The sequence below is a fragment of the Rohdeia mirabilis genome (genome assembly GCA_007750655.1).
Lineage (GTDB): Bacteria > Planctomycetota > UBA1135 > UBA1135.
Genome location: CP036290.1, coordinates 1,636,288 through 1,658,582, shown reverse-complemented (window position 1 = coordinate 1,658,582; position 22,295 = coordinate 1,636,288). Strand labels below are relative to the sequence as shown.

General features: G+C 70.1%; 17 protein-coding genes. 16 read left to right on the top strand and 1 reads right to left on the bottom strand.

Annotation, left to right across the window (positions count from 1 at the left end; all coding sequences use genetic code 11):
* Positions 1 to 96 precede the first annotated feature (96 nt).
* From Pla163_RS06180 to Pla163_RS06115, 14 genes are all read left to right on the top strand, one after another.
* On the top strand, positions 97 to 1,449 hold the full coding sequence (locus Pla163_RS06180) for a Gfo/Idh/MocA family protein (RefSeq protein WP_145185184.1): 1,353 nt from the start codon (positions 97 to 99) through the stop codon (positions 1,447 to 1,449).
* A 142-nt stretch (positions 1,450 to 1,591) separates the two neighbouring features.
* Entirely contained in the window at positions 1,592 to 2,389 is a 798-nt protein-coding gene (locus Pla163_RS06175) for an FAD:protein FMN transferase (protein ID WP_145185182.1), read from the top strand.
* A 160-nt stretch (positions 2,390 to 2,549) separates the two neighbouring features.
* On the top strand, positions 2,550 to 3,761 hold the full coding sequence (locus Pla163_RS06170; RefSeq protein WP_419186374.1) for a Gfo/Idh/MocA family protein: 1,212 nt from the start codon (positions 2,550 to 2,552) through the stop codon (positions 3,759 to 3,761).
* A gap of 16 nt (positions 3,762 to 3,777) precedes the next feature.
* A complete protein-coding gene (locus Pla163_RS06165; protein WP_145185178.1) occupies positions 3,778 to 4,545 on the top strand; it encodes a hypothetical protein in 768 nt (255 codons plus the stop codon).
* A gap of 4 nt (positions 4,546 to 4,549) precedes the next feature.
* Positions 4,550 to 5,842: a Gfo/Idh/MocA family protein gene (locus Pla163_RS06160; RefSeq protein WP_145185176.1), complete on the top strand. Its 1,293-nt coding sequence runs from the start codon at positions 4,550 to 4,552 to the stop codon at positions 5,840 to 5,842.
* Entirely contained in the window at positions 5,839 to 7,146 is a 1,308-nt protein-coding gene (locus Pla163_RS06155) for an alpha/beta fold hydrolase (protein WP_419186373.1), read from the top strand. The genes Pla163_RS06160 and Pla163_RS06155 overlap by 4 nt, the downstream gene beginning before the upstream one ends.
* Positions 7,143 to 8,453, top strand: a complete 1,311-nt coding sequence (locus Pla163_RS06150; RefSeq protein ID WP_145185174.1) for a hypothetical protein — start codon at positions 7,143 to 7,145, stop codon at positions 8,451 to 8,453. Before Pla163_RS06155 ends, Pla163_RS06150 begins: the two co-directional genes overlap by 4 nt.
* 30 nt (positions 8,454 to 8,483) lie before the next feature.
* Complete coding sequence (locus tag Pla163_RS06145; RefSeq protein WP_145185172.1) at positions 8,484 to 9,695, top strand: ABC transporter ATP-binding protein; 1,212 nt, start codon at positions 8,484 to 8,486, stop codon at positions 9,693 to 9,695.
* Between the two features lie 299 nt (positions 9,696 to 9,994).
* Positions 9,995 to 12,247 carry an ABC transporter substrate-binding protein gene (locus tag Pla163_RS06140; protein ID WP_145185169.1) on the top strand — a complete coding sequence of 751 codons (2,253 nt, stop codon included), beginning with the start codon at positions 9,995 to 9,997 and terminating at the stop codon, positions 12,245 to 12,247.
* Between the two features lie 9 nt (positions 12,248 to 12,256).
* On the top strand, positions 12,257 to 13,273 hold the full coding sequence (locus Pla163_RS06135) for an ABC transporter permease subunit (protein WP_145185165.1): 1,017 nt from the start codon (positions 12,257 to 12,259) through the stop codon (positions 13,271 to 13,273).
* Complete coding sequence (locus Pla163_RS06130; protein ID WP_145185162.1) at positions 13,270 to 14,379, top strand: ABC transporter permease subunit; 1,110 nt, start codon at positions 13,270 to 13,272, stop codon at positions 14,377 to 14,379. Before Pla163_RS06135 ends, Pla163_RS06130 begins: the two co-directional genes overlap by 4 nt.
* Positions 14,376 to 15,443 carry an ABC transporter ATP-binding protein gene (locus Pla163_RS06125; RefSeq protein WP_145185159.1) on the top strand — a complete coding sequence of 356 codons (1,068 nt, stop codon included), beginning with the start codon at positions 14,376 to 14,378 and terminating at the stop codon, positions 15,441 to 15,443. Before Pla163_RS06130 ends, Pla163_RS06125 begins: the two co-directional genes overlap by 4 nt.
* Positions 15,440 to 16,480: an ABC transporter ATP-binding protein gene (locus tag Pla163_RS06120; protein ID WP_145185155.1), complete on the top strand. Its 1,041-nt coding sequence runs from the start codon at positions 15,440 to 15,442 to the stop codon at positions 16,478 to 16,480. The genes Pla163_RS06125 and Pla163_RS06120 overlap by 4 nt, the downstream gene beginning before the upstream one ends.
* Before the next feature lie 133 nt (positions 16,481 to 16,613).
* Positions 16,614 to 17,258, top strand: coding sequence for a DUF2959 domain-containing protein (locus tag Pla163_RS06115; protein ID WP_145185152.1), 645 nt, complete (start codon positions 16,614 to 16,616; stop codon positions 17,256 to 17,258).
* A gap of 202 nt (positions 17,259 to 17,460) precedes the next feature.
* Here the strand turns inward: Pla163_RS06115 and Pla163_RS06110 are convergent, their stop codons facing one another.
* Positions 17,461 to 18,465: a hypothetical protein gene (locus Pla163_RS06110; protein WP_145185150.1), complete on the bottom strand. Its 1,005-nt coding sequence runs from the start codon at positions 18,463 to 18,465 to the stop codon at positions 17,461 to 17,463.
* 607 nt (positions 18,466 to 19,072) lie between these two features.
* On the opposite strand from Pla163_RS06110, the gene Pla163_RS06105 reads away from it, so the two are divergent.
* Both Pla163_RS06105 and Pla163_RS06100 read left to right on the top strand, forming a co-directional pair.
* Positions 19,073 to 20,341 carry an acyltransferase family protein gene (locus tag Pla163_RS06105; RefSeq protein WP_419186372.1) on the top strand — a complete coding sequence of 423 codons (1,269 nt, stop codon included), beginning with the start codon at positions 19,073 to 19,075 and terminating at the stop codon, positions 20,339 to 20,341.
* A 97-nt stretch (positions 20,342 to 20,438) separates the two neighbouring features.
* Positions 20,439 to 22,271, top strand: a complete 1,833-nt coding sequence (locus tag Pla163_RS06100) for a DUF6288 domain-containing protein (protein ID WP_145185145.1) — start codon at positions 20,439 to 20,441, stop codon at positions 22,269 to 22,271.
* Positions 22,272 to 22,295: the final 24 nt, after the last annotated feature.

Here is a 22,295-nt window from a genome sequence, read left to right as displayed (position 1 = left end):
TCGTCCCGCGCCTGGCAGGTCCTTCCCGCCGCGCCCACCCGCTCCACCCGCTCCACCCACCACGACCCCCGCGCACCCCGTCCCCGCGACACTCCCATGACGAACAGCCCTCTCGATCCCAACCGGTCCACGACCCGCCGCTCCGTCCTGCGCTCGGGCACCGCGGCCGCCATCGGCACGGCCCTCGGCGGCTCCCTCGCGGGCAACGCCTTCGGCAACCCGGCCGCCGGACTGATCAAGCCGGTCACCGCCGGCCGGCCCCACACCCCGGTCGCCCAGGACGAGGCCCTGCGCGTCGCCGTCATCGGCCCGGGCGGCATGGGCAACGGACACATCGACGGGATGCTGCGCGCGCGGAACGAGGGCGTCGAGAAGCTCGACATCGTCGGGATCGCCGAAGTCTGCAAGCCGCGCCGCGACGCCACGCTGCGCAAGATCCTGGGCAGCCAGGGCGAGGGCACGTGCAACGCCTACGTCGACTACAAGGAGATGCTCGAGACCGAGCGTCCGCACGCGGTGCTGATCGCGTCGACCGAGCACTGGCACGCGACCCACGCCGTCGACTCGATGGCCGCCGGCGCCGACGTGTACGTCGAGAAGCCGATGACCCTGCGCCTCGAGGACGCGCTGTGGCTGAAGCGCACCGTCGACGCGAACGACAAGATCTGTCAGGTCGGCACGCAGTACATGATGCAGGACAAGTACGTGCAGGCGAAGGAGCTGATCGCCAAGGGCGCGATCGGCACGCCCACGATGAGCCAGACCTCGTACTGCCGCAACTCGAGGAGCGGCGAGTGGCTGTACGGCATCGACGAGTCGGTGAAGCCGGGCGAGACGCTCGACTGGGAACGTTGGTGCGGACCGCTGGGCCTGGCCGAGTTCGACACCGAGATCTACCACCGTTGGCGCCGCTACCGCCGCTACTCGACGGGCATCATCGGTGACCTGCTCGTGCACCAGATGACGCCGATCATCTTCGCGCTCGACATGGGCCTTCCGACCACGGTGTCGGCCGCCGGCGGTCACATGGTCGACAAGAAGATGGAGAACCACGACAACGTCATGCTGACCGCGCAGTGGACGGATGATTCTGGAAACCCCGGCCACACGATGATCGTGTCCGGATCCACCTGCAACGACCGCGGCCTGCCGATCCTGATCCGCGGCCACGAAGCCGACCTGATGCTCGGCAGCAACGACGTCGAACTGCTGCCCCAGGCGCCGTTCGTGGACGATCGCGACCGCCAGGAGATCAAGTGCGAGAGCAAGGACTGGCAGGGCGAGCTGCGTCTCGACTGGCTGCGCTGCGTGCGCTCGCGCAAGCCCAACCGCTCGACCGTCGACCTGGGTCTGGCGCACATGATCGTCGTCGACCTGGCGACGCGCGCCCTGTGGCAGGGCGGCACCTGGCGCTTCGACGAAGCCACCGGACGCGTGGATCGCGTCTGATCGGGGCGCGTCCGAGGACGACGAGTGAACGGGGGCGCGCGGTCCGCACGGATCGCGCGCCCCCGCTCGCGTGAGCCGTTACCTTCTCGGCCCCTGCGAGCGGCGGCGCGCACGCGCCCGCACCGAACTCCCCGATCGATCCATGGACACGCCCCAGCCGATCCGACTCGCCGTCGAAGCGATGGCGACGCGCTTCGAGATCGTGCTGGTCGGCGACGATCCCGTGCGCCTGCGTGCCGCGGGCGAAGCCGCGCTGGCCGCCGTGACCGACACCGAAGCCGCCCTGTCGCGCTTCGTGGCCTCCAGCTTCGTCGCGCGCCTCAATCGCACGGCGCCGGGCGTGGCCCTGCGCACCGATCCGCTCGATCGCGAGTGGCTCCTCGTGGCCGACGAGCTGCAGCGACTCACCGGCGGCGCCTTCGACCTGTGCCACGGCACCGACGGGTCCCTCGAGCTGGACGATCCCGGCGCGACGCGCGTCCGTCGCACGAGCAGCACCGCGCGCGTCGACGCCGGCTCGATCGGCAAGGGTGTGGCCCTCGACCGCGCCCGCGACGAACTGGTCGACGCCGGCGTGACCCGGGCCCTGATCCACGGCGGCACGAGCACGGTGGTCGCGCTGGGCGCTCCCCCGGAGCGGTCCGGTTGGGGGGTGCGCGTGGACCTCGGGGACGGGCGCTGCGTCGACGTCGAGCTCGTGGACGCGGCCCTGTCCGTCTCGGCCCAGCGGGGCCAGGACCGGCTGCCCGAGGGTGGTCATGTGGTCGACGCACGCACCGGGACGAGGTCCCGCGCGCACGAGGTGGTGGCCTGCACCGCGCCGCGGGCTACCCTGGCCGACGCGTGGACCACGGCGCTCCTGGCGAGCGGTGCCGCACCCGACCTTCGCGCCAGTGCGTGCGCGCGGGGCGTCACGGTGCTCGTTCCAGGTTCCGACTGACGGACCACGCGGCGACGACCGACCGACGCACCGACCCACCACCGCTGCTGAGCCGCGCGCTCGCCGACTGCGCACCAGCGGCGCGAACCGGCGACGACGGTTCAGGCACCGGCCGCGCGAACGCCTTCCTCCCGCTCCCCGCAACCGATCCCCCGAAGCGATGCTCGACGCCCAAAGGCGCCTCTTCCTCCAGCGCTCCCTCGCTGGCGCCGCCGCCCTCTCGCTCATGCCCTCCGCCCTGGCCGGGCCCTACGTCCCGCCGCGCGCGGTGCGTGTGGCGCTCGCCGGCTGCGGACGCCAGGGACGCGACCTGCTCAAGGAGCTCGCGAACTTCGAGAACGTGACCGTCGTGGCCGTCTGCGACCCGGTCGAGTCGCGGCGCTCGTCGGGCGCGCGGCGCGCCGGCGAGGTGAACGCGTACGACTCGATCGACGCGCTGCTCGCGGGCGAAGCGGACCTCGACGCGGTCTTCGTGGCCTCGTCGACGCACACGCACCGCGCCATCGTCGAAGCCTGCGCGGCGCGCGGGCTGGCCATCTACTGCGAAGCCCCGCTGGCCCACACGGTCGAGGACGCGCGCGCGATCGCCGCGGCCGCCGCCGGATCCGCCGGAGTGTTCCAGAGCGGTCTGCTCGGTCGCGTGAACCCGATCTACAAGCTGGCGAACAAGTTCTTCCGCTCGGGCTCGATCCGCTCGGCGGTCGCCCTGCGCGCACAGTGGAACAAGAAGACGTCCTGGCGCGCATCCGGTGGCAACGCCGCGCTGCTCGACTGGAAACTCGATCCGAAGGTCTCGCTGGGCCTGGCGGGCGAGGTCGGCACGCACCAACTGGACGCTCTGTCGTGGTTCGTGCGCCGCGCCCCGTTGTCCGTCCGCGGCCACGGCACCATCGCGCTGCACGACGACGGTCGTGAACTGGCCGACACGATCCACCTCGACGTGGACTTCGGCGAGGGCCTGCGCCTTGGCTACGAGGCCAGCCTCGCCAACTCGTTCGAGGGCACCTACGAGGTGATCCGCGGCTCGATGGGCACGATGAAGCTCGCCTGGACCGCCGGTTGGTTGTTCAAGGAGGCCGACGCCGAGACGCAGGGCTGGGAGGTCTACGCGAACCGCCAGCAGTTCCACGACGAAGAGGGCATCACGCTCATCGCGGACGCGACGAAACTGGCCGCCCAGGACAAGCTGAAGGACGGCGTCGGACTCCCCTACCCGCCCTTGTACTACGGCATCGAGACCTTCCTGAAGAGCGTGACCGAAGGCGCCGACGTGGCCTGCACCGCGAACGAGGGACTGGCCTCGACGCTGGCCGGCATCGCGGCTGCGCAGGCGGTGCGCAGCGGCGAGGAAGTGAAGGTCGAAGAGGTCTGAGCGGAGCGCTCCCGTCATGGACCCCTCGACGACGATCCGTCCGCTCGCCGGACTGCCTCTGCTCGCGCGCCTCGGCGTGACGGGTTTCCTCGCCATCGCGCTGCTCGGGATCTGGGCCTCCGTCAGGCAGATCGAGATCCACCACGGCAAGAGCGACGGCGAGCCGGGGCTCTCGGCCGCCGACGTGCGCGGCGCGTACCACACGACGACGATCCCGTCGCCGATGCTGGCAGCGCTGGAAGGGACGCTCGAGGGGCACCCGCCGCTCGAACTCGCGGACGACCAACGCGCCGCGCTCCTCGCCTGGCTCGAGAGCGAGCGCCCGGCCCAGGACTTCGACGACATCGACCTCGACCTCCTCGCGCCCGTCGAGATCCTCGCCGAGCGTTGTTCGGACTGCCACGCGAAGGACGGCTCCGCGGCGGCGTTCGGCGACTTCGCCGACGTGAAGGGGCTCTTGGCGGGCAAGCGTCTGGAACCACCGCCCCCGGAAGTGCGTTGGACCAGCCTGCACACGCACGCGCCGGGAATGGTCGGATTCGGCCTCCTCCTGACGTTCCTCGCGCTCTTCACGCGCTTCGGTCCGCGTCTGCGTTCCCTGCCGATCGCTCTCGGAGGGATCGGGATCGCGCTCGACCTCGGCTCCTGGATCCCCGCGCGCGACACGGCCGTCCTGGTCAACGGGATCGTCGCCGGCGGGGCGCTGTACACCGCGGGCTGCCTGCTCGCGGTGCTGCTCGTCCTGCTCGAGGTCTGGCTGCCCCGACCCGCCGCGGAGGCCTGAACCGATGAGCCGCCCCACCACCCGCCCCACCACCCGCCGCGGCCTCCTCCGCGCCGCCCTCCCGAAGCTGCAGGAACACGTCCTGCTCGACGAGCACCGCGTCGTCCACGTGCGCGGCACGCGCGCGCCGCTGCGTCCGGGGCAGCCGATCCAGGTCGGCGTCGTCGGCTTCGGCCACATGGGCGGCGGTCACACGGACGGACTCCTGCGGGCGCGGGACGCGGGCGACGCGAAGCTCGACGTCGTCGCGGTCGCCGAGGTCTGCGAGCCACGCCGTGAGAAGGGCCTGGCGCTGCTGCGGGAGCGCCAGCCGGGCGTCGAGGTCACCGGCCACGTCGACTACCTCGAGCTGTACGAGCGCCCCGACATCCACGCCGTCCTGATCGCCACACCCGAACACTGGCACGCGACCCACGCCGTGCACGCGATCGAGTACGGCAAGGACGTGTACGTCGAGAAGCCGATGACGCTGGAGCTCGAGGAAGCCTTCTGGCTCGCGCACGTGGCGCGGTCGTCGGACTCGATCGTCCAGGTCGGCACCCAGTGGCTCATGCACCCACGCTTCGTCCAGGCGCGCAAGATCGTCGCCGAAGGATCGCTGGGCGTGTGCCTTTCGAGCCTGATCGCCTTCGGTCGCAACTCGCGCGAGGGCGAGTGGCTGTACGAGATCGACGAGTCGCTCGAGCCCGGCCCGCGCCTCGACTGGGAGCGCTGGTGCGGCCCGCTCGGCCCGCGCGCGTGGGACACCGAGATCTACCACCGCTGGCGCCGCTACCGCGAGTACTCGACGGGCATCATCGGCGACATCCTCTCGCACCTGATCGCCCCGCTGTTGCTGGCGGTCGACGAGGGGCTGCCGGTGCGCGTGACGGCGCAGGGCTCGCACATGGTCGACACGGCCATGGAGAACCACGACCAGATCGTCGGGCACATCGAGTTCGAGAGCGGGCACGTGATGACGGTCATCGGCTCGACCTGCAACGACCGGGGCACGCCTTGGATGATCCGCGGCAATCGGGCCGACCTCCTGCTCGGACACGGCAGCGCCGAGGTCGTGCCGCAGGCCGCGTGGAGCGACCTCGACGACGAACCGCGCAAGTACGACCGCCCGGCCAAGGACATCCAGCAGCAGCTGCGACTCGACTGGCTGCGCTCCGTCCGCACGCGGCGGCCGAATCGCTCGAACGTCGAGCTCGGCCTGGCGCACATGATCGTGGTCGACCTCATGACCCGCTCCGTGTGGTCCGGCCGCGCCTGGCGCTTCGACCCGGTCACGTCTCGGGTCTTCGCCGAGTGAGCGGTTCGCGGCACGCCTCGGCCGTCCGCACGGGCGCGACCGTGCGCATCGGCGACCTCGAGGTCGTGGACCACCGCCTCGAGGTCCCGCTGGACCACGAAGCACCCGACGGGCGGCGCATCGACCTGTTCGCGCGCGAGGTGCGGCACGCGGGCGGCGGCGGACTGCCGTGGCTCGTCTTCCTCCAGGGCGGGCCCGGCTTCGAGGCCACGCGGCCGCTCGACGCGAAGGGCTGGATCGGCGCGGCCGCGACCCAGCGCTTCCGCGTGCTGCTCGTCGACCAGCGCGGTACGGGCAACAGCTCCCCCGTCGAGTCGACCCACGCGCCCGACGCGAGCGTCCTGCGCCACCTGCGCCTCGACGCGATCGTGCGCGACTGCGAGCTGTGGCGGCACCAGCTGGCCGGCGAGGACGAGCGCTGGTCGGTCCTGGGCCAGAGCTACGGCGGCTTCTGCGCCGTCCACTACCTCGCGAGTCGGCCGGAAGCGCTCGAGCGGGTGCTGCTGACGGGCGGCCTCCCTCCGCTCGTCGAGATCGATCGCGTCTACGAGCGCACCTTCGCGTGCATGCGGCGCCGTTCGCTCGAACACTACGCGAGCTTCCCCGGCGACGCGGAACTGGTCGGTCGCATCGCGGCGCGCCTGGCCGCCGGTGACGTGCGTCTGCCGGGTGGCGACGTCCTGTCCGTCCGCCGCTTCCAACAGGTCGGCATGGCGCTCGGTCAGTCGCGCGGCAGCGTGGCTCTGCACTGGCTGTTCGAGTCGGCCTTCGCCGGAGCGGGGAACGAACCGACGCAGCGCTTCCTGCACGCGGTCGAGCGTTCCCAGAGCTATCCGACCAATCCGCTCTACGCGGTGTTGCACGAGGCCATCTACTCCGAGGGCCCCGCGACGGGCTGGTCCGCCGAACGCGTGCGGGCGGCGAGCGGCGAACACGAGTGGCGCGCCGGAGAGCCGCTCACGCTGACCGCCGAGTCGATCCATCCCTGGATGTTCGAGGAGTACGGCGCGCTGCGCCCCTTCGCGGCCGCCGCCGAGGAGCTGGCGCGGATCGACGACTGGAGCCCGCTGTACGACCGCGCGCGGCTGGCGGCGAATCGCGTCCCGGTGGCCGCCGCCGTGTACACGAACGACCTCTACGTCGATCGCCAGCTGTCGCTGGACACGGCGGCCGCGATCGGCGGCTGCAGCGTCTACGAGAGCGCGACCCACGAACACGACGGGCTGCGCGAGGACGGACCGGCGATCTTCGGCGAGCTGCTGGCCCGGACCCGGCGCGTACCCGATCCGAGCACCCGCGCTTGAAGGCGGCGCACGACGCTCCGCTCACCCAGCGCGCGATCCTGACCCTGTGGTGGCCGCTCGCCGCGAGCTGGCTGATGATGGGACTGGAGCTGCCGCTCGTGAACGCGGCCATCGCGCGTCTGCCCGACGCGCGCGTGCAGCTCGCGGCCTACGGGTCGCTCGTGTTCCCGCTGTCGCTCTTGATCGAGGCGCCGATCATCCCGCTGCTGTCCGCGTCGACGGCGCTGTCGCGCGACGCGGTCAGCTACGCGAAGCTGCGCCTGTTCATGCTCGTGTCGGCGGGGAGCCTGACGGCGATCCACGCGCTGGTGGCCTTCACGCCGCTGCTCGACGTGATCGCGCTGCGCCTGTTCGACATGGACCCGGAGCTGCTCGAGCCGGGACGCATCGGCATGCAGCTGATGCTGCCGTGGACGTTCGCGATCGCGTATCGGCGTTTCCAGCAGGGCCTGTTGATCCGCTCCGGGCACTCGCGCGCGGTCGGCATCGGCACCGTGGTCAGGCTCCTGGGCCTGACGGGCACGCTCGCGATCGGCATGGCGCACGGCGGCTTCAGCGGCATCGAGGTCGGCGCGGCAGCGGTGGCCGTCGGCGTCGTCTCCGAGGCTCTGTTCGCCAGTTGGAGCGTGCGCGAGTGCCGCCGACGCCTCCAGCCCCCCGCACCGCACGTCGCCCCGTGGTCCTGGCGCAGGTTCGCGACCTTCTACACGCCACTGACCCTGTGGGCGTTGATCGGCATGGCGGCGATGCCCATGACGTCGGCCGCCATCGGACGCATGCCGCGCGAAGTGGCGTCGTTCGCCGCCTGGCCCGCGGTCAACAACCTGGTCTTCCTCCTGCGCAGTTCGAGCTTCGCGTTCACCGAGGTCGTCGTCGCCTCGCTCGCCCGCCCCGAAGCCCGCGTCGAGCTGACGCGCTTCGCCTGGCGCCTCGGCCTGGGCGCGTCGGGCATCCTGCTCCTGGTCGCGCTCACGCCCCTCGCCGGTCTGTGGTTCGGCGCGGCCCAGGGTCTCGACGCGGAACTGGTCGAACTGGGCGTCGCGGCGCTCCTGTTCACGGCGCCGTTCCCGCTGCTGCAAGCGCGGATGGCGCTCTTCACCGGGCGACTCGTGCACGCGGAGCGCACGCGCGGGATCGGCGTGGCCGTCCTGGTCTTCACGGGTTCGGTCGGCCTGTTGGTCGCACTCGGAACCTGTTTCGTCGACGCGGCGGGAGCCATGCAGGCCGGCGCGATCCTGACCGTGGCGGCGCTGCTGCAGAGTCTGTGGCTCGCGCGCGCGACCAGGTCCGCCGACGCGGTGGCCTGACGCGGTGGCCCGAGACGGTAGCCTGACGCGATGGCCAGCGTCCGACTCGAGAACGTCACCAAGCACTTCGGTACGAGCGTCGCCGTCGCCGGCATCGACCTCGAGATCGAGGACGGCACCTACTGCGTCCTCGTCGGTCCGAGCGGCTGCGGCAAGAGCACGACGCTGCGCCTGATCGCGGGGCTCGACGAACCGACCTCGGGCACCATCGCCATCGACGGAAGGCGCGTCGAGGACCTGCCGCCCCACCGCCGCGACGTGGCCTTCGTGTTCCAGGGCTACGCGCTCTATCCGCACCTCTCGGTGGCCGACAACCTGGCGTTCGGACTCCGGCGCAGGCGCGAACACGGCAGTCGCGCGCGCGCGCTCGTCAGCCCCGACTATCGCACCAGGCATCGCAGCGAGTCCGAGGCCATCGCGGCGCGCGTCCGCGACGTGGCGGAACAGCTCGAACTGACCGAACTACTCGCGCGCAAGCCGTTCGAGCTGTCGGGCGGACAGCAACAGCGCGTGGCGCTCGGACGCGCGCTCGTGCGCGACCCGAAGGTGTTCCTGCTCGACGAACCGCTGTCGAACCTCGACGCACGGCTGCGCAGTCGAACGCGCGACGAACTGGTCCGCCTCCAGCGCCGCGTCCGCGGGACCTTCGTGCACGTGACCCACGACCAGGAGGAGGCGCTGGCGCTGGCGGACCGCATCGTCGTGATGGCGGAGGGCGCGGTGCAACAGAACGGCACGCCGGCGCAGATCCACGCGCGACCGGCCAACCGCTTCGTCGCGAGCTTCGTCGGCCAGCCGGCCATGCGCTTCGTCGCGGGGCGCGTCGAACGAGATGGAGATGGAGCACAGCGCTGCTCGTTCGAGGGTGGCGGGCTGCGCGTGCGACTCGGCGCTCCGGCCGTGCCCGCGGCGGCCGCGGTGCTCGGCGTGCGCCCGAGCGACCTCGAACTGGCGGCGTTCGGAACGTCGCAGCCCGCAGGTGGCGGCGCGACCGACATCGGGACGGCCCGGCTCGTCGAGGTCCACGACTTCGGCGACCACCTGGATCTCGAGCTCGCGACGGCGGGCGACGCGCGGCTCGCCGTCCGTACGACGCGGCGCGCGCTGGCGGCGGCCGAGCTCGACGGGGCGCCCGGCGGTGAGGTGCTCCTGCGCGCGGCGCCGGACGCGCTGCACCTGTTCGAACCCGGGGAGTTCGGCGCGCGTCTGGGCGGCGGAGCGGACGAGCGACCCGCGACCTAGTGGTGTGCTTCGCTCCGTCGAGGCACGTCGGCGTTCCGTACGGGAGGCGCTGCGCGGCACGGGCGACTCGCCCCATCCTCGACGAGTACCGGGCCCCCGAGTCACGGAGGCGGCCAGACGCAGCAGCGCGCCCGCACGGAGCGCTGCCGACACGCGGGGGAACCGCGCCTCGGGAGAGTGCTCCGCACCACGAGCCCGAGTGCGAGGAGCGGGACCGCCCGGCTCGGCTCGCGTGGCCCTGGTCGGCTCGATAGGATCGGCGCCTCCCCGTCCGTCCCCTTCCCCCGACCCTGGCCCCGATGCTTCGCAGCCACCTCCGAGCGGCGCTGTCGCTCGTGTTCGTCCCCGCTCTCCTCGTTCCCGCGCTGCTCCTCGGTGGCTGCGGCTACCAGGGCGACCCGGAACGCATCGCGGAGGAGAACGCGAAGGAGTTCCGCGAGGCCACGGCGGAACTGAAGGCGGTGGCGGAGAAGCTGGGCGAGCTGACCGACGAACTGTCGCGCTCGGCCGACGAGCTCGAACAGCGGGCCACCCAGCAGGCGGCGCGCGACATGCAGCGCGCGGCGGCCGCGATCGAGAACCTGGCCGCGCGCATCGGTTCGGGACAGGTGACGGTGGCGCCAGGAACGGGGGTCGCTCCGGCGCCGACCATGTCCGGGCCCGAGCCCGAGCTCGCGGACACCGCGATCGCGGGCACGGACACCGCCGCCGAGGTCGCCGAGCGAGCCAGCTACGACCTGCCGATGGTGCGCTACGAATGGGACCCCACGATCGGCGATCCGAACGTGCCGGCCGAGCTCGGTGGCCCCGGGTTCACGGGCGAGGGGTGGGAGACCAACATGGAGTTCCCGGCGCTCGGGGACCCGGCGGCCCTGAAGGGCGGCGACATGACGCTGGTGCTGCCCGACTGGCCGGCCACCCTGCGCCAGCACGGCAAGGATTGGAACCAGGCCTTCAACTACTGGGTCAACGACCTGTGCATGCAGCGTCTGATCACGCCGCACCCGGTCACGCTCGAGTACATGCCGCAGCTCGCGACCCACTGGTGGATCAGCGAGGACAAGATGACCTACCGCTTCCGCCTCAACCCGAAGGCGCGCTGGGGCGACGGGAAGGAAGTCACCGCGGACGACGTGGTCGCCTCGTGGAAGCTGCGGATGGATCCGGACACGCTCGACCCGAGTTCGATCATGACGTACGGGAAGCTCAACGAGCCCGTCGCGCTGTCGAAGTACATGGTCGAGGTCACGTGCAACGAGGAGAACTGGCGCAACCTCCTGTACTTCGGCGGCATGAGCATCATGCCGGCGGCTTCGATCTCGATCCCGGGCGGTGAGTACCTCGACCGCTTCCAGTTCGACTACCCGCCCTTCGCCGGTCCGTACGAGGTGCGCACCGAGGACATCGTCACGGGAGAGAAGATCTCGATCCGCCGTCGCGCGGACTGGTGGGACGCCGACAACGCCGCCTGGCGCGGCATCTACAACCTCGACCGTCTCGACTTCGTGGTCGTCCTCGACCAGAACCTGACCTTCGAGAAGGTCAAGAAGGGCGAGATCGACTTCTGGACCATTCCGAAGGCCGAGTGGTACGCGAAGCTCATGCCCCAGGAGGACAGCGTGAAGCGCGGGCTCCTGGTCCGCTACAAGGTCTTCAACGACGCGCCCGTCGGCACCGCCGGGATCGCGATCAACATGGACGAGCCCGGTCTCGACGACGTCCGGGTCCGACGCGCGCTCCAACTCCTCCACCCGCGTGAGCAGCTCATCGAGGAGCTCTACTACGACGAGTACACGCCGCTCACGAGCTACTGGCAGGGCGGGCTCTACCAGAACCCGGACAACGAGCTGTACGGCTTCGATCCCGACGCGGCCAATGAACTGCTCGACGAGGCCGGCTGGACGGAGAGCGACCGCGACGGCTACCGCATGAAGGACGGCCGCCGACTCGAGTTCACCGTCAACTACCGCTCGGCGCTCTCCGAACGCGGGCTGACGGTCTACCAGGAGCGCTGTCAGGACGCGGGGATCAAGCTGAACCTCGCGCTGCTGACGCCCGCGGCCGGTTGGAAGAACCTCCGCGAGAAGAAGTACCAGCTCTTCTCGACCGCCTGGGGCGCGTTGATCTTCCCGAACCCCGAGACGTCCTGGAAGTCCGAGCTGGCCGACCAGGTGGACAACAACAACGTCACCGCGTTCCGCGACCCGCGCGTGGACGCTTTGTGCGAGGAGTACGACGCCACCTACGACGTGGCGCGGCGCATCGAGATCGTGCGCGAGATCGATGGACTCATCTATCCCCAGCACCCCTACGTGCTCGAGCACTACGGCCCGGCGCAACGCTCGGTCTACTGGAACAAGTACCGCCAGCCCGCGAGCGGCGGACTGCGTTTCGCCGACGACGAGGAGCTGATCTACACCTGGTGGTACGACCCGGAGCTCGCCGAGGCGCTCGAACGCGCACTCGACGACCCGAGCGTCACGATGGAACCCCCGCCCGAGGAGAACCGCTGGTGGCAGCGCTGGAACGAGCTCCAGCGCTCCGGCGACTGATCCTCCGCGATGGGAACCTACTTCGCGCGGCGCATGCTGCTGATGATCCCGACCTTCATCGGGATCACGATGCTCGTCTTCGCCATCACTCGCTTCGTGCCCGGTGGGCCGATCGACCAGATGATGCTGAAGCTCCAGGAAGCGTCGATGGAGAGCGGGACCGACATCGGGGGCTCCACGATGGAGATTCCGGAGGCTTCGCTCGCCGCACTCAAGGAGCGCTTCGGCCTCGACCTCCCCATGTGGCAGGGCTACCTCCACTGGCTGTGGGACGTGGTTCGGCTCGATCTCGGCACCTCGTTCAAGTTCAACGAGCCCGTGCTGGACGTGATCGTCAACCGCTTCCCGATCTCGATCTACTTCGGGTTGATCGGCTTCGCCCTGGCCTACGTCGTGTGCATCCCGCTCGGTGTCCTGAAGGCGGTGCGCCACGGATCCAAGCTCGACGTCACCTCCAGCCTGCTGATCTTCGCCGGCTACTCGATTCCCGGTTGGGCGCTGGGAGCGGTGCTCCTCGTCTTCCTCGGCGGGCAGCTCGAGCTCGTCCCGTTGGGTGGTTTCCGCCCCGAAGGCTGGGCCGACATGGACTTCTGGGAGAAGGTCCGCGGCCAGGCCTACCACACGATCCTCCCGGTCCTGGCCTACGCGGCCGGTAGCTTCGCCACGCTCACGATCCTGATGAAGAACTCCCTCATGGAGAACCTCGGTCAGGACTTCGTCCGCACGGCGTTCGCGAAGGGCCTCCCCGAGCGGAAGGTCATCTTCGGCCACGCCCTGCGCAACTCACTCATCCCGATCTGCACCGGCCTCGGCCACGCGATCGGACTGATCATGGCCGGCTCGTACCTGATCGAGAAGGTCTTCAACATCAACGGGATCGGGTACCTCGGCTACAACTCGATCGTCGAGCGTGACTACGCCGTCGTGATGGGCGTCCTGGTGATCAACACGGTCCTCATCCTGCTCGGGAACATCCTCTCCGACTTCCTCTACGTCCTCGTGGACCCGCGGATCCGATTCGAGTGAGCGACTCCCCTCAGAAACCGCTGTCGGTCTTCCAACGCCGTTGGAAGAAGTTCAAGACGATGAAGCGGGGCTGGTACAGCTTCCAGTTCCTGCTCTGGTCGTTCCTCTTGTCCTTCTTCCTGCCGCTCCTCGTGGGCAGCCGGGCGATCGTGGCCGAGTACGAGGGCGAACTCGTGTTCCCCGTGCTCGCGGACCTTCAGATCCCGTTCAAGGAGAGCCTCTTTCCCGTCAGCTCGGGCTTCCTCGACGCGCGCGACTTCGGCTTCGACCAGCGCGGTCTGGTCGACTGGCGCGTGTTCCAGGAGCGCGAGCACCTGAGCGGGTCGGACAACTGGGCCCTGCTCCCGCCCTACCCCTTCGGCCGTTTCGAGAGCCTGCTGGGCGGACCGACGCTCCGGGACGGACGCGCGCCGCACCCGCCGAACCACTACCACTGGTGCGGGACGGACGACCGCGGTCGCGACGTGTTCGCGCGGCTCGTCTACGGCTACCGGACCTCGCTGCTCTTCGGCCTGACCGTGGTCGTGTTCTCGTACGCGATCGGCACCTTCCTCGGCGCGCTGTTCGGCTACTTCGGCGGACGCTTCGACATCGTCGGCCAGCGCCTGGTCGAGATCTGGTCCTCGCTGCCCTTCCTCTACACGGTCATCATCGTCGCCGCGCTGCTGCGCCCCAACCTGTGGATGCTCGTGGTGATCCTCGCGCTCTTCAGCTGGGTCGGGATCAGCTACTACATCCGCGGCGAGTTCCTGCGCGAGAAGTCGCGCGACTACGTGGCGGCGTCGATCTCGGTCGGCGAGGGTCGACTTTCGATCATGTTCCGGCACATCCTCCCGAACGCGCTCACGCCGATCATCAGCTTCGCGCCGTTCGCGTTGGTCGGAGCGATCTCCTCCCTGGTCAGTCTCGACTTCCTCGGGTTCGGACTCCCCGCCCCGACCCCGAGTTGGGGCGAACTGGTGAACCAGGGCCTGTCGAACATCTACGAGTGGCACCTCGTCGCCTTCCCGCTGTCGGCGATGTTCATCACCCTGCTCCTCGTCGTCTTCGTCGGCGAAGCGGTCCGTGAAGCGTTCGATCCCAAGCCCTTCAGCCGCCTGCGATGAGCGCCGACCAGCAGAATCGAGGGGACGGCAAGCCGGTCCTCCAGGTGAAGGATCTGGTGACCTCGTTCCAGGTCGGCACGAACCGCGCCGTGGCCGTGAACGGCGTGACGTTCGACGTGTACGAGGGCGAGACCCTCGGCATCGTCGGCGAGTCGGGCTCGGGCAAGTCGGTCACGTCGCTGTCGATCCTGCGCCTCGTCCCCGACCCGCCCGGACACATCGACGGCGGCCAGATCCTGTTCGAGGGCCAGGACCTCCTGCAGCTCAGCTACGCCCAGATGCGCAAGGTGCGCGGCGCGAAGATCGCGATGATCTTCCAGGAGCCGATGAGCTCCTTGAACCCGGTCATGAAGATCGGCGCGCAGGTGGCCGAGACGCTGCAGGTGCACAGCAAGCTGTCGAAGTCCGAAGCCCGCGAGCGCGCCGTCGAGGTCCTCGACGCGGTCGGCATCCCCGACGCGCGCGCGCGCCTCGACCACTACCCGCACCAGTTCTCGGGCGGCATGCGCCAACGCGTGATGATCGCGATGGCGCTGATCGCGAAGCCCAAGATCCTGATCGCCGACGAGCCGACGACGGCACTCGACGTGACGATCCAGGCGCAGATCCTCGAACTGATGAAGGGGCTGCAGGACGACCGCCCCGAGACCGCGATCATCCTCATCACCCACGACCTGGCGGTGGTGGCGGAGACCTGCGACCGCGTGCTCGTCATGTACGGCGGCAAGGTCCAGGAGGTCGCGCCGATCGAGCAGCTGTTCGAGGACCCGCGCCACCCCTACACCCAAGGTCTGCTCGGTTCGATCCCCGATCCCAAGCACAAGGGCGAGCCGCTGCCGACGATCCCCGGCAACGTGCCGCACATCCTCGAACTGCCCGTCGGTGCCTGCCGCTTCCACTCGCGCTGCCCGATCGCGGAAGAGCGCTGCCGCACCACCGAACCGGCGCTGACCTCCGTGGGTCACGAACACAGCGTGCGCTGTCACCTCGTGGCGGACGGCATCGACACCTTCGCCCGCATGCGCGAGCACGCCGCCGCCCCGCGCACGGAGGAAGTGCGATGAGCCTCACCTCCCCCACCCCGACGCGCACCGAGACCCTGCTCTCGATCCGCGGCCTCAAGGTCCACTTCCCGGTCTACGGCGGCGTGTTGCGGCGCAAGGTCGGCGCGGTGAAGGCGGTCGACGGCATCGATCTCGAGGTCCGCCGCGGCGAGACGATCGGGCTCGTCGGCGAGTCCGGTTCGGGCAAGACCACGGTCGGACGCGCGATCATCAACGTGCTGAAGCCGATGTACCCCGACGTCGAGCTGGACGGCTCGATCGAGGTGCACAGCCGCGACGGCCTCGTCCAGGACGTGAACGGACTGGGGCGCGCGCGGATGAACGCCTTCAGGCCGAAGATCCAGATGGTCTTCCAGGACCCGTTCTCGTCGCTCAACCCGCGCATGACGGTGGCCCAGCTGATCGGACGCCCGCTCGAACTGCACACCAAGCTCACGCGCGACGAACGCCGCGAGCGGGTCGAGAGCCTCCTCGAGCGCGTCGGCCTCCAGCGCTCCTACGCCGAACGCTTCCCGCACGAGTTCTCCGGCGGCCAGCGCCAGCGCATCGGCATCGCGCGCGCCCTCTCGACGCGACCCGAGATCATCGTCGCGGACGAACCGGTCAGCGCGCTCGACGTGTCGGTCCAGGCCCAGGTCGTCAACCTGATGCAGGAGCTCGCGCGCGACTTCGACCTGTCGTACGTGTTCATCGCGCACGACCTCTCGATCGTCTACCACATCAGCGATCGCATCGCGGTGATGTACCTCGGCAACGTGGTCGAGATCGGCAGCGCGGAGCAGGTCTACATGCGTCCGCGCCACCCCTACACGCGCGCGCTGGTGTCGGCCGTTCCGCACCCCGACCCGAAGCAGCGCGGTCGCCAGCGCATCCGCCTCGAGGGCGACATCCCGACGCCGATGAACAAGCCGTCGGGTTGTGGCTTCCGCACGCGCTGTCCGATCGCCAAGGCCTCCTGCGCGGACCTGCCGCCCGAGGTCCAGACCGTCGAAGTCGGCCACACGGTCGCCTGTCCGCACTGGCGCGAGATGCAGTGAGGGAGCGCTGGCGCGTTCTCTCGGCCATCCTCGCCGTTCGCTTCCACCGGCCGCTCGCGACCCTTCGGGCTCGCACCGCTCCACGCCCGTCGGCGCCCTCGCGCCCGGCGCTCCCAGCCTCCCCCCGATCGACATGTTGACCCGCACCGCTCTGCTCGTCGCCCTCGCGCTCCCGCTGACCTCCAGCTGTCAGGGGGCCTACTACTCGGGCCTCGAGGCGTTCGGCATCCACAAGCGCGACGTCTTCGTCGACCGGGTCGAGGACGCGCGCGACGCGCAGGCCGACGCCAAGGAAGCGTTCGTCAGCACGCTCGCCGCCTTCCGCGCCGTGAGCGACTTCGACGGCGGTTCGGTCGAGGACCTGTACCAGGACCTCGACGAGCGCTATCGCGACTGCGCCTCGCGAGCCGCCGCCGTGGACTCGCGGATCGACGGCGTGACCTCGGTCTCGAAGGCGCTCTTCGAGGAGTGGGAGACCGAGATCAGCGAGATCAGCGACGCGGGGCTGCGTTCGATGAGTCAGCAGCGCCTCGACCAGGCGCGCGGACGCTACTCGAGCCTCGTGACCGCGATGCGCGCCGCCGAGTCGCGGATGCAGCCGGTGCTGACCGCGTTCAAGGACCGCGTCCTGTTCCTCAAGCACGACCTCAACGCCCAGGCCATCGCCTCGCTCGCGGGCACGTTGGGCGAGATCGAGATCGACGTGGACCAACTGATCGGCGAGATGGAGTCGGCGATCGCCGAGGCCGACGCGCTGATCGCGACCATCGGGAACTGACCCCCGGTCGGGCGGCCCGCTGACGGGCCCGGAACCGCTTCGGTCGCCCGTCCCCCGCCGTCGAGCGCGCGCGACGCGTCTCGTCCGTTGCGCGACGGAGCCCGAAGAAGGGCCCCCCAAATGCCGCGGAGCGGCTCCCCGAGGGGAACCGCTCCGCGCCGTGGAACGCCGAGGCGCTCCGATCGATCAGGTCAGGACCAGATCAGTTGGGGAAGGCGCCGTTGAACTGCTTCGTGGCGCTCTCCCAGAGGAGACGACCGTTCTTGAACATCGGGTTCACGTCGTTGACGAGAGCACCGAGGACGGCCGGGTTGGCGATGTTGGCGCTCGTGATCGACAGAGCGGTCGTCGGGCGGACGATGGCCCAACCGGTCTCGAGGTCACCGAGGCCGTCGCAGGTGATGTCGAGCTCGCGGGCGTCGTTGACCGTGGTCTTGAGACCCAGGTCGGTGAAGAAGCCCGAGATGTCGGCCAGCGGGGTGTTGGTCCAGCAGCTGAAGCTGTACTGGGCCGACAGCTGGAACTCGTCGTCGTTGTAGATGATGAAGCTGACGTTGGTGAGGTACTCACCGCCGGTCAGCGAGAGGAGGACCAGGTTGCCACCGAGCGCACCGACGTAGCTGTCGATGTAGAGCTCGTCGGCGATGCCCTCGTACTCGGTGCCGTCGAAGTCACGACGTCCGTCCTGGTCGGCGTCCGTGTCCGCGCCGTCGGCCTGGGCCGACAGGAACGGGATGGCGTTGAGCGAGTACATGCCGCCGGCGGCGGACACGACCTGCTCGGAACCGATCAGGTGGTTGAACGACCAGTAGGTGTCGATCTCGTTCGGGTTCATGGCCGAGACGACCAGGTAACCGACGGTCGGCTCAGCGATCGACGCGCCGCCGTTGTGGCAGCTCGTCAGCACGGAGAGGGTGTCGGCCGGGGTCAGCGTCTCGACGCGGTCGGCGATGACGCAGTCCGCGAACAGGAACGGGGTGCCAGCGGCCTTGACGTTGACGTACTCGAAGTGGACGTCGGTCTCGCCGCTGCCCAGACGGTTCGTGTTCGTGACGCTCACGACGTTGAACACGGCGGGGACACCGAGCTGCGACTGGACGGTCGGGTAAACGAGGAGGCTACCGGGCTCACGTCCGTCGGCGAGGGCGGCGGGAGCAAGGGAGGCGGCGCCCATGAGGGCGAGGGAAGCGATGGTGATTCGACGCATGGGAACGTTGGTGGCCGTTGTTCGGCCCACAGGGACAGGGTTGCCGCGCCCCTTCGTGGAGCGCGTTCATAGGCTGACCCAAAACTATCCCGCATCTTGGACCTGGTCGGATCGGACCGCAGAAGGCTGACATCGGCACCTGAAGCACATTGCAACTTCCTAGAAGCCAAGGATTTGAGGGCTCGACAAATGACGTGCACGGAAGAAATTTCCGGTTGCACAGTGACCAGGTGACGACGTTCGGAGCGCGCTCGGCCCCCTGATCGGGCTCGCGGGCGCGTCGGTGGCGGTGCACGGCGATCGGCTCCTGGGCCGAATCGAGAGGCCCTCGGGACGAGACTGGGTCCGTCCTTGGTGCAGCGGCGGATTCGCGTCCACCAACAGGAGTTGGAACCTCCGGCCCCGTTTCGCCCTCGAACAGCTGTTCCGCGGACGTGCAGGATCCGCGCCGGCGAGGTAGCGTCGTGCCCACTTCCCCGAAGGCGCGCCCGTCCGCGTGCCCCCCCGAGGTCTAGGTGTCGGGTCTTCGAACCAGGCATCCGTTCCGTGGCCCTTGCCCGCCGCGCCCCCCCCTCCGATGCCCGACCCGATCTCCCCCGCGCAGGGGGTGCCGTCCACCGCTGTGCCCGAGATCGGGCGATCGCGCGAGGCTGCGCCGATTCCGACGACGACCGACCGAAGGCGCCCGCCCGCGGGCACGGGGTTCGAAGACGTAGCGGCGACCCCCTCCGCGGCGACACCGACCGGCGCCCGCGACCGACGCGTCCTCGCGCTGGATCTCCTGCGCTTCCTCGCCGCTCTCGCCGTCGTCCTCTTCCACTACGCCTTCCGTGGGAGCGCCGCGGACGGCATGACGGACATCGCCTACCCGCGCCTCGCCTCGGTGGCGAAGTACGGACACCTGGGCGTCGAGCTGTTCTTCATGATCAGCGGCTTCGTGATCCTGATCAGTGCGTCGCGCGGCGGCCTGAGGCACTTCGTGGCGTCACGGGCGTCGCGCCTGTACCCGGCCTTCTGGGTCTGCTGCGCGTTGACCGCGCTGACGGCGGTCGCGATCGGCGGCGAGCGCTTCCAGGTGACGCCGCTGCAGTTCCTGTGGAATCTGACGATGTTCAACGGCTTCGTCGGCGTCGAGCACGTGGACGGCGCCTACTGGTCGCTGGTGGTGGAGATCCGCTTCTACCTGCTGATCGGACTGCTCGTGGCGCTGCGCCAGGTCCACCGCGTGCAGTGGTTGGTCGTGGCCTGGCTGGCGGCCGCGGCCCTGCTCGACGTCGAGCGCGGCAGCTTCGTCGAGCGGAACCTGGCCCTGCGTTTCGCACCGTTCTTCTGCGGTGGGATGGTCGCGTACCTGGTGCACGACCGCGGACTCACCGCCGCCCGGGTCGCGCTGTACGTCGCGAGCTGGGGCCTCGCGCTGCGCAACGCCCTGGCGCGGATCCCGGTCCTCGAGCGCGCGTTCGGCGTCGAGTTCGAACCCGCCGCGATCGTGATCGCGGTCACGCTGTCGTTCACCGTCATCGCCCTCGTGGCGTTGCGCCGCTCGGGCTGGATGGCCGCTCCGCGACTGGCGGCACTCGGCGCGCTCACCTACCCGCTCTACCTGTTGCACCAGAACATCGGGTTCATGCTGTTCAACCGCTTCCACGAGCGCGTCGAGGCGCACGTGCTGTTGGTCGCCGTCGTCGCGGGCATGTGCGCCCTGGCGTTCGTGATCCACCGTCACGTGGAGCGCCCCGGTGGCCGACTGCTCCGCGCCTGGCTCGAGCGCGTCCTGCGAGCGCGATCGACGGACGGCGAGCGGCGCGGCGCCGCCCCTGAACTCGTACCAGCCGCGCCGGAACCCGCCCCGAGCCCGGGCCCGCGCAGTCGCTGAGCGGGTCGAGCGTCGGCCCGGACCCCCGTCCTGGCGTAGGGTGCCGCCAGCCGCGCACCCGCGACCGGACCCCGGCCCCCCATCCCCACTGCCGACCATGCGGATCCTGACCTCGTTCGTCCTCGCCCACGCCCTCCTCCTCGGCTCCTGGGCGTCTCCGCTGCATGCGGATCGGCTCGCCACGACGGCCCCGCCGGACGCGCTCGAGCTGGACGGCGACGGGCGGCTCGAGCTCGCGGTCACGGTTCCAGCGCGCACCGAGGTCGAAGGCCTCGACCCGAAGGGTTGGTACGTGACCGTCCAGTTCGACGTGCTCGAGTCGGCGCCGGACGTACGCCTCGAGGTGACGCTCGACGGGGAGCCGCTGGGGCTCTACGTGCTCGCGACGCTCGCGGACGTGTCCGGTCCGCTCCGCGTCGTCGCCCGTCTCGACGCCGCACGAACGGCCGACCTCCCCGAGCGCTCCACCCTCGTCGTGCGCTCGGTGGGCGGACGCGTCGTCCTCGCGAACCCGACGGTCGAGCGCTTCCACACCGCTCCGACGCCCAAGTTGCTCGGCAAGGCCAATGGCGTCCTGGGTCCGGACCGCCTCGACGTGGGTGCGCTCGGGCTGGTCGCACTGACCGAGCACCAGTGCCGCGCCTTCTCGATCCTCGCGGTGCGCGCGGGCGGTGCGGCCGAACGGGCCGGGCTGCGCGTCGGCGACCTGGTCGTGGCGGTCGACGACCGGCCGCTGCCCGTCTCGAGCGTCGCACCGGGCTGGGAGTGGTTCGAAGCCAGCCACGAGTCCGTGATCGGTCACGCGCTCGAGTCCGCGGCGCGCGCCGGTCGCACGAGCGTGGCCTTCACGGTCCTGCGTCCGGAAGGAGGACTGCGCGTCGAACTCGACCAGCCCTTCCGGCCCGCCGCGTTCGGGATCGACGGCGAGAACCTCGGCGACGCGCTCGACGCCGGCTTCCCGCTGCGAGGCCCGCTGGCGGACGCGTTCGAGCGCGACCTCGTCCTGTGGGCGGAGTCGCACCAGCAGAAGAACGGCGCGTGGCCCGGCGCGAACGAGGTCAACCCGGGGCTCGGCGCGCTGGCCCTGCTCGGGACGGGCGACCCGCGCCACACCGAGCGCATCGAGCGCACCATCGCCTTCCTGAAGGAGAAGCGCCCCGAACCCGCCGAGTTGACCGGCCTCGCCTACTGGGCCGTGGCCTACCAGGGCTGGCTGTTCTGCGAGTGGAACCTCGCGACGGGTGACGATGCGGTCCTCGATTGGGTCACGAAGGCCTGCGCCTGGCTGCCGACCACGACCCACGAGTCCAAGTGGGGCACGCAGGCGTTCGGCCACGGTCCCGACGGTCTGCCCTACGACGACAAGGCGCTGATGGCGCCGGCCGCGCACCTGCTCGTGTTCGACGCGTTGGCGCGACGCTGTGGCGTGGAGTCGACCGTCTGGGAGCACATCCGTCCCTACGTCGAACACTCGTGGTCGAATCCGGCGAACGAGGGGCACGGCGGTATGGGCTACAACGGCTCGTACCGCGACCAGGACGAGTTCTGGTCGCGCTCCGGACTCGTGGCGCTCGCCGAGCACCTGCGCGGCGACGACGAGGCCGGCATGCGCGGACCTCTGACCGCACTCATGGCGGAGCGGCACCCGTGGATGTTCAACAGCCACGCCTACGGTGAACCCGGGGCGGCGCTCGGTCTGATCTCGCTGGCCGTGGTGGACCGCGCGGCCTTCGAGCAGGTGCTCGAGCAGTACCGCTGGCGCTTCCTCGCGAACTGGGAGCCGGGCTACGGCCTGCGCTACTCGACGCCGCACATGGGCGCGCCGTACATGGCCGAGGAGTCCGTCGTGAACCTCGCCTACCTGCTGCTGATGTCCGTCGAGAGCGGCGGACTGGTCATGTGCGGCGGCGCGGGGGAACGCGAGCGCTGAGCCGGTCCGTCGGCGCGCGCCACA

Bases quoted from the DNA above. Each gene is read 5' to 3' on its own strand.
- Pla163_RS06135 (WP_145185165.1), top strand. From the start codon at position 12,257: ATGGGAACCTACTTCGCGCGGCGCATGCTGCTGATGATCCCGACCTTC.
- Pla163_RS06140 (WP_145185169.1), top strand. From the start codon at position 9,995: ATGCTTCGCAGCCACCTCCGAGCGGCGCTGTCGCTCGTGTTCGTCCCC.
- Pla163_RS06125 (WP_145185159.1), top strand. From the start codon at position 14,376: ATGAGCGCCGACCAGCAGAATCGAGGGGACGGCAAGCCGGTCCTCCAG.
- Pla163_RS06145 (WP_145185172.1), top strand. From the start codon at position 8,484: ATGGCCAGCGTCCGACTCGAGAACGTCACCAAGCACTTCGGTACGAGC.
- Pla163_RS06180 (WP_145185184.1), top strand. From the start codon at position 97: ATGACGAACAGCCCTCTCGATCCCAACCGGTCCACGACCCGCCGCTCC.
- Pla163_RS06175 (WP_145185182.1), top strand. From the start codon at position 1,592: ATGGACACGCCCCAGCCGATCCGACTCGCCGTCGAAGCGATGGCGACG.
- Pla163_RS06120 (WP_145185155.1), top strand. From the start codon at position 15,440: ATGAGCCTCACCTCCCCCACCCCGACGCGCACCGAGACCCTGCTCTCG.
- Pla163_RS06100 (WP_145185145.1), top strand. From the start codon at position 20,439: ATGCGGATCCTGACCTCGTTCGTCCTCGCCCACGCCCTCCTCCTCGGC.
- Pla163_RS06165 (WP_145185178.1), top strand. From the start codon at position 3,778: ATGGACCCCTCGACGACGATCCGTCCGCTCGCCGGACTGCCTCTGCTC.
- Pla163_RS06160 (WP_145185176.1), top strand. From the start codon at position 4,550: ATGAGCCGCCCCACCACCCGCCCCACCACCCGCCGCGGCCTCCTCCGC.
- Pla163_RS06115 (WP_145185152.1), top strand. From the start codon at position 16,614: ATGTTGACCCGCACCGCTCTGCTCGTCGCCCTCGCGCTCCCGCTGACC.
- Pla163_RS06170 (WP_419186374.1), top strand. From the start codon at position 2,550: ATGCTCGACGCCCAAAGGCGCCTCTTCCTCCAGCGCTCCCTCGCTGGC.
- Pla163_RS06110 (WP_145185150.1), bottom strand. From the start codon at position 18,465: ATGCGTCGAATCACCATCGCTTCCCTCGCCCTCATGGGCGCCGCCTCC.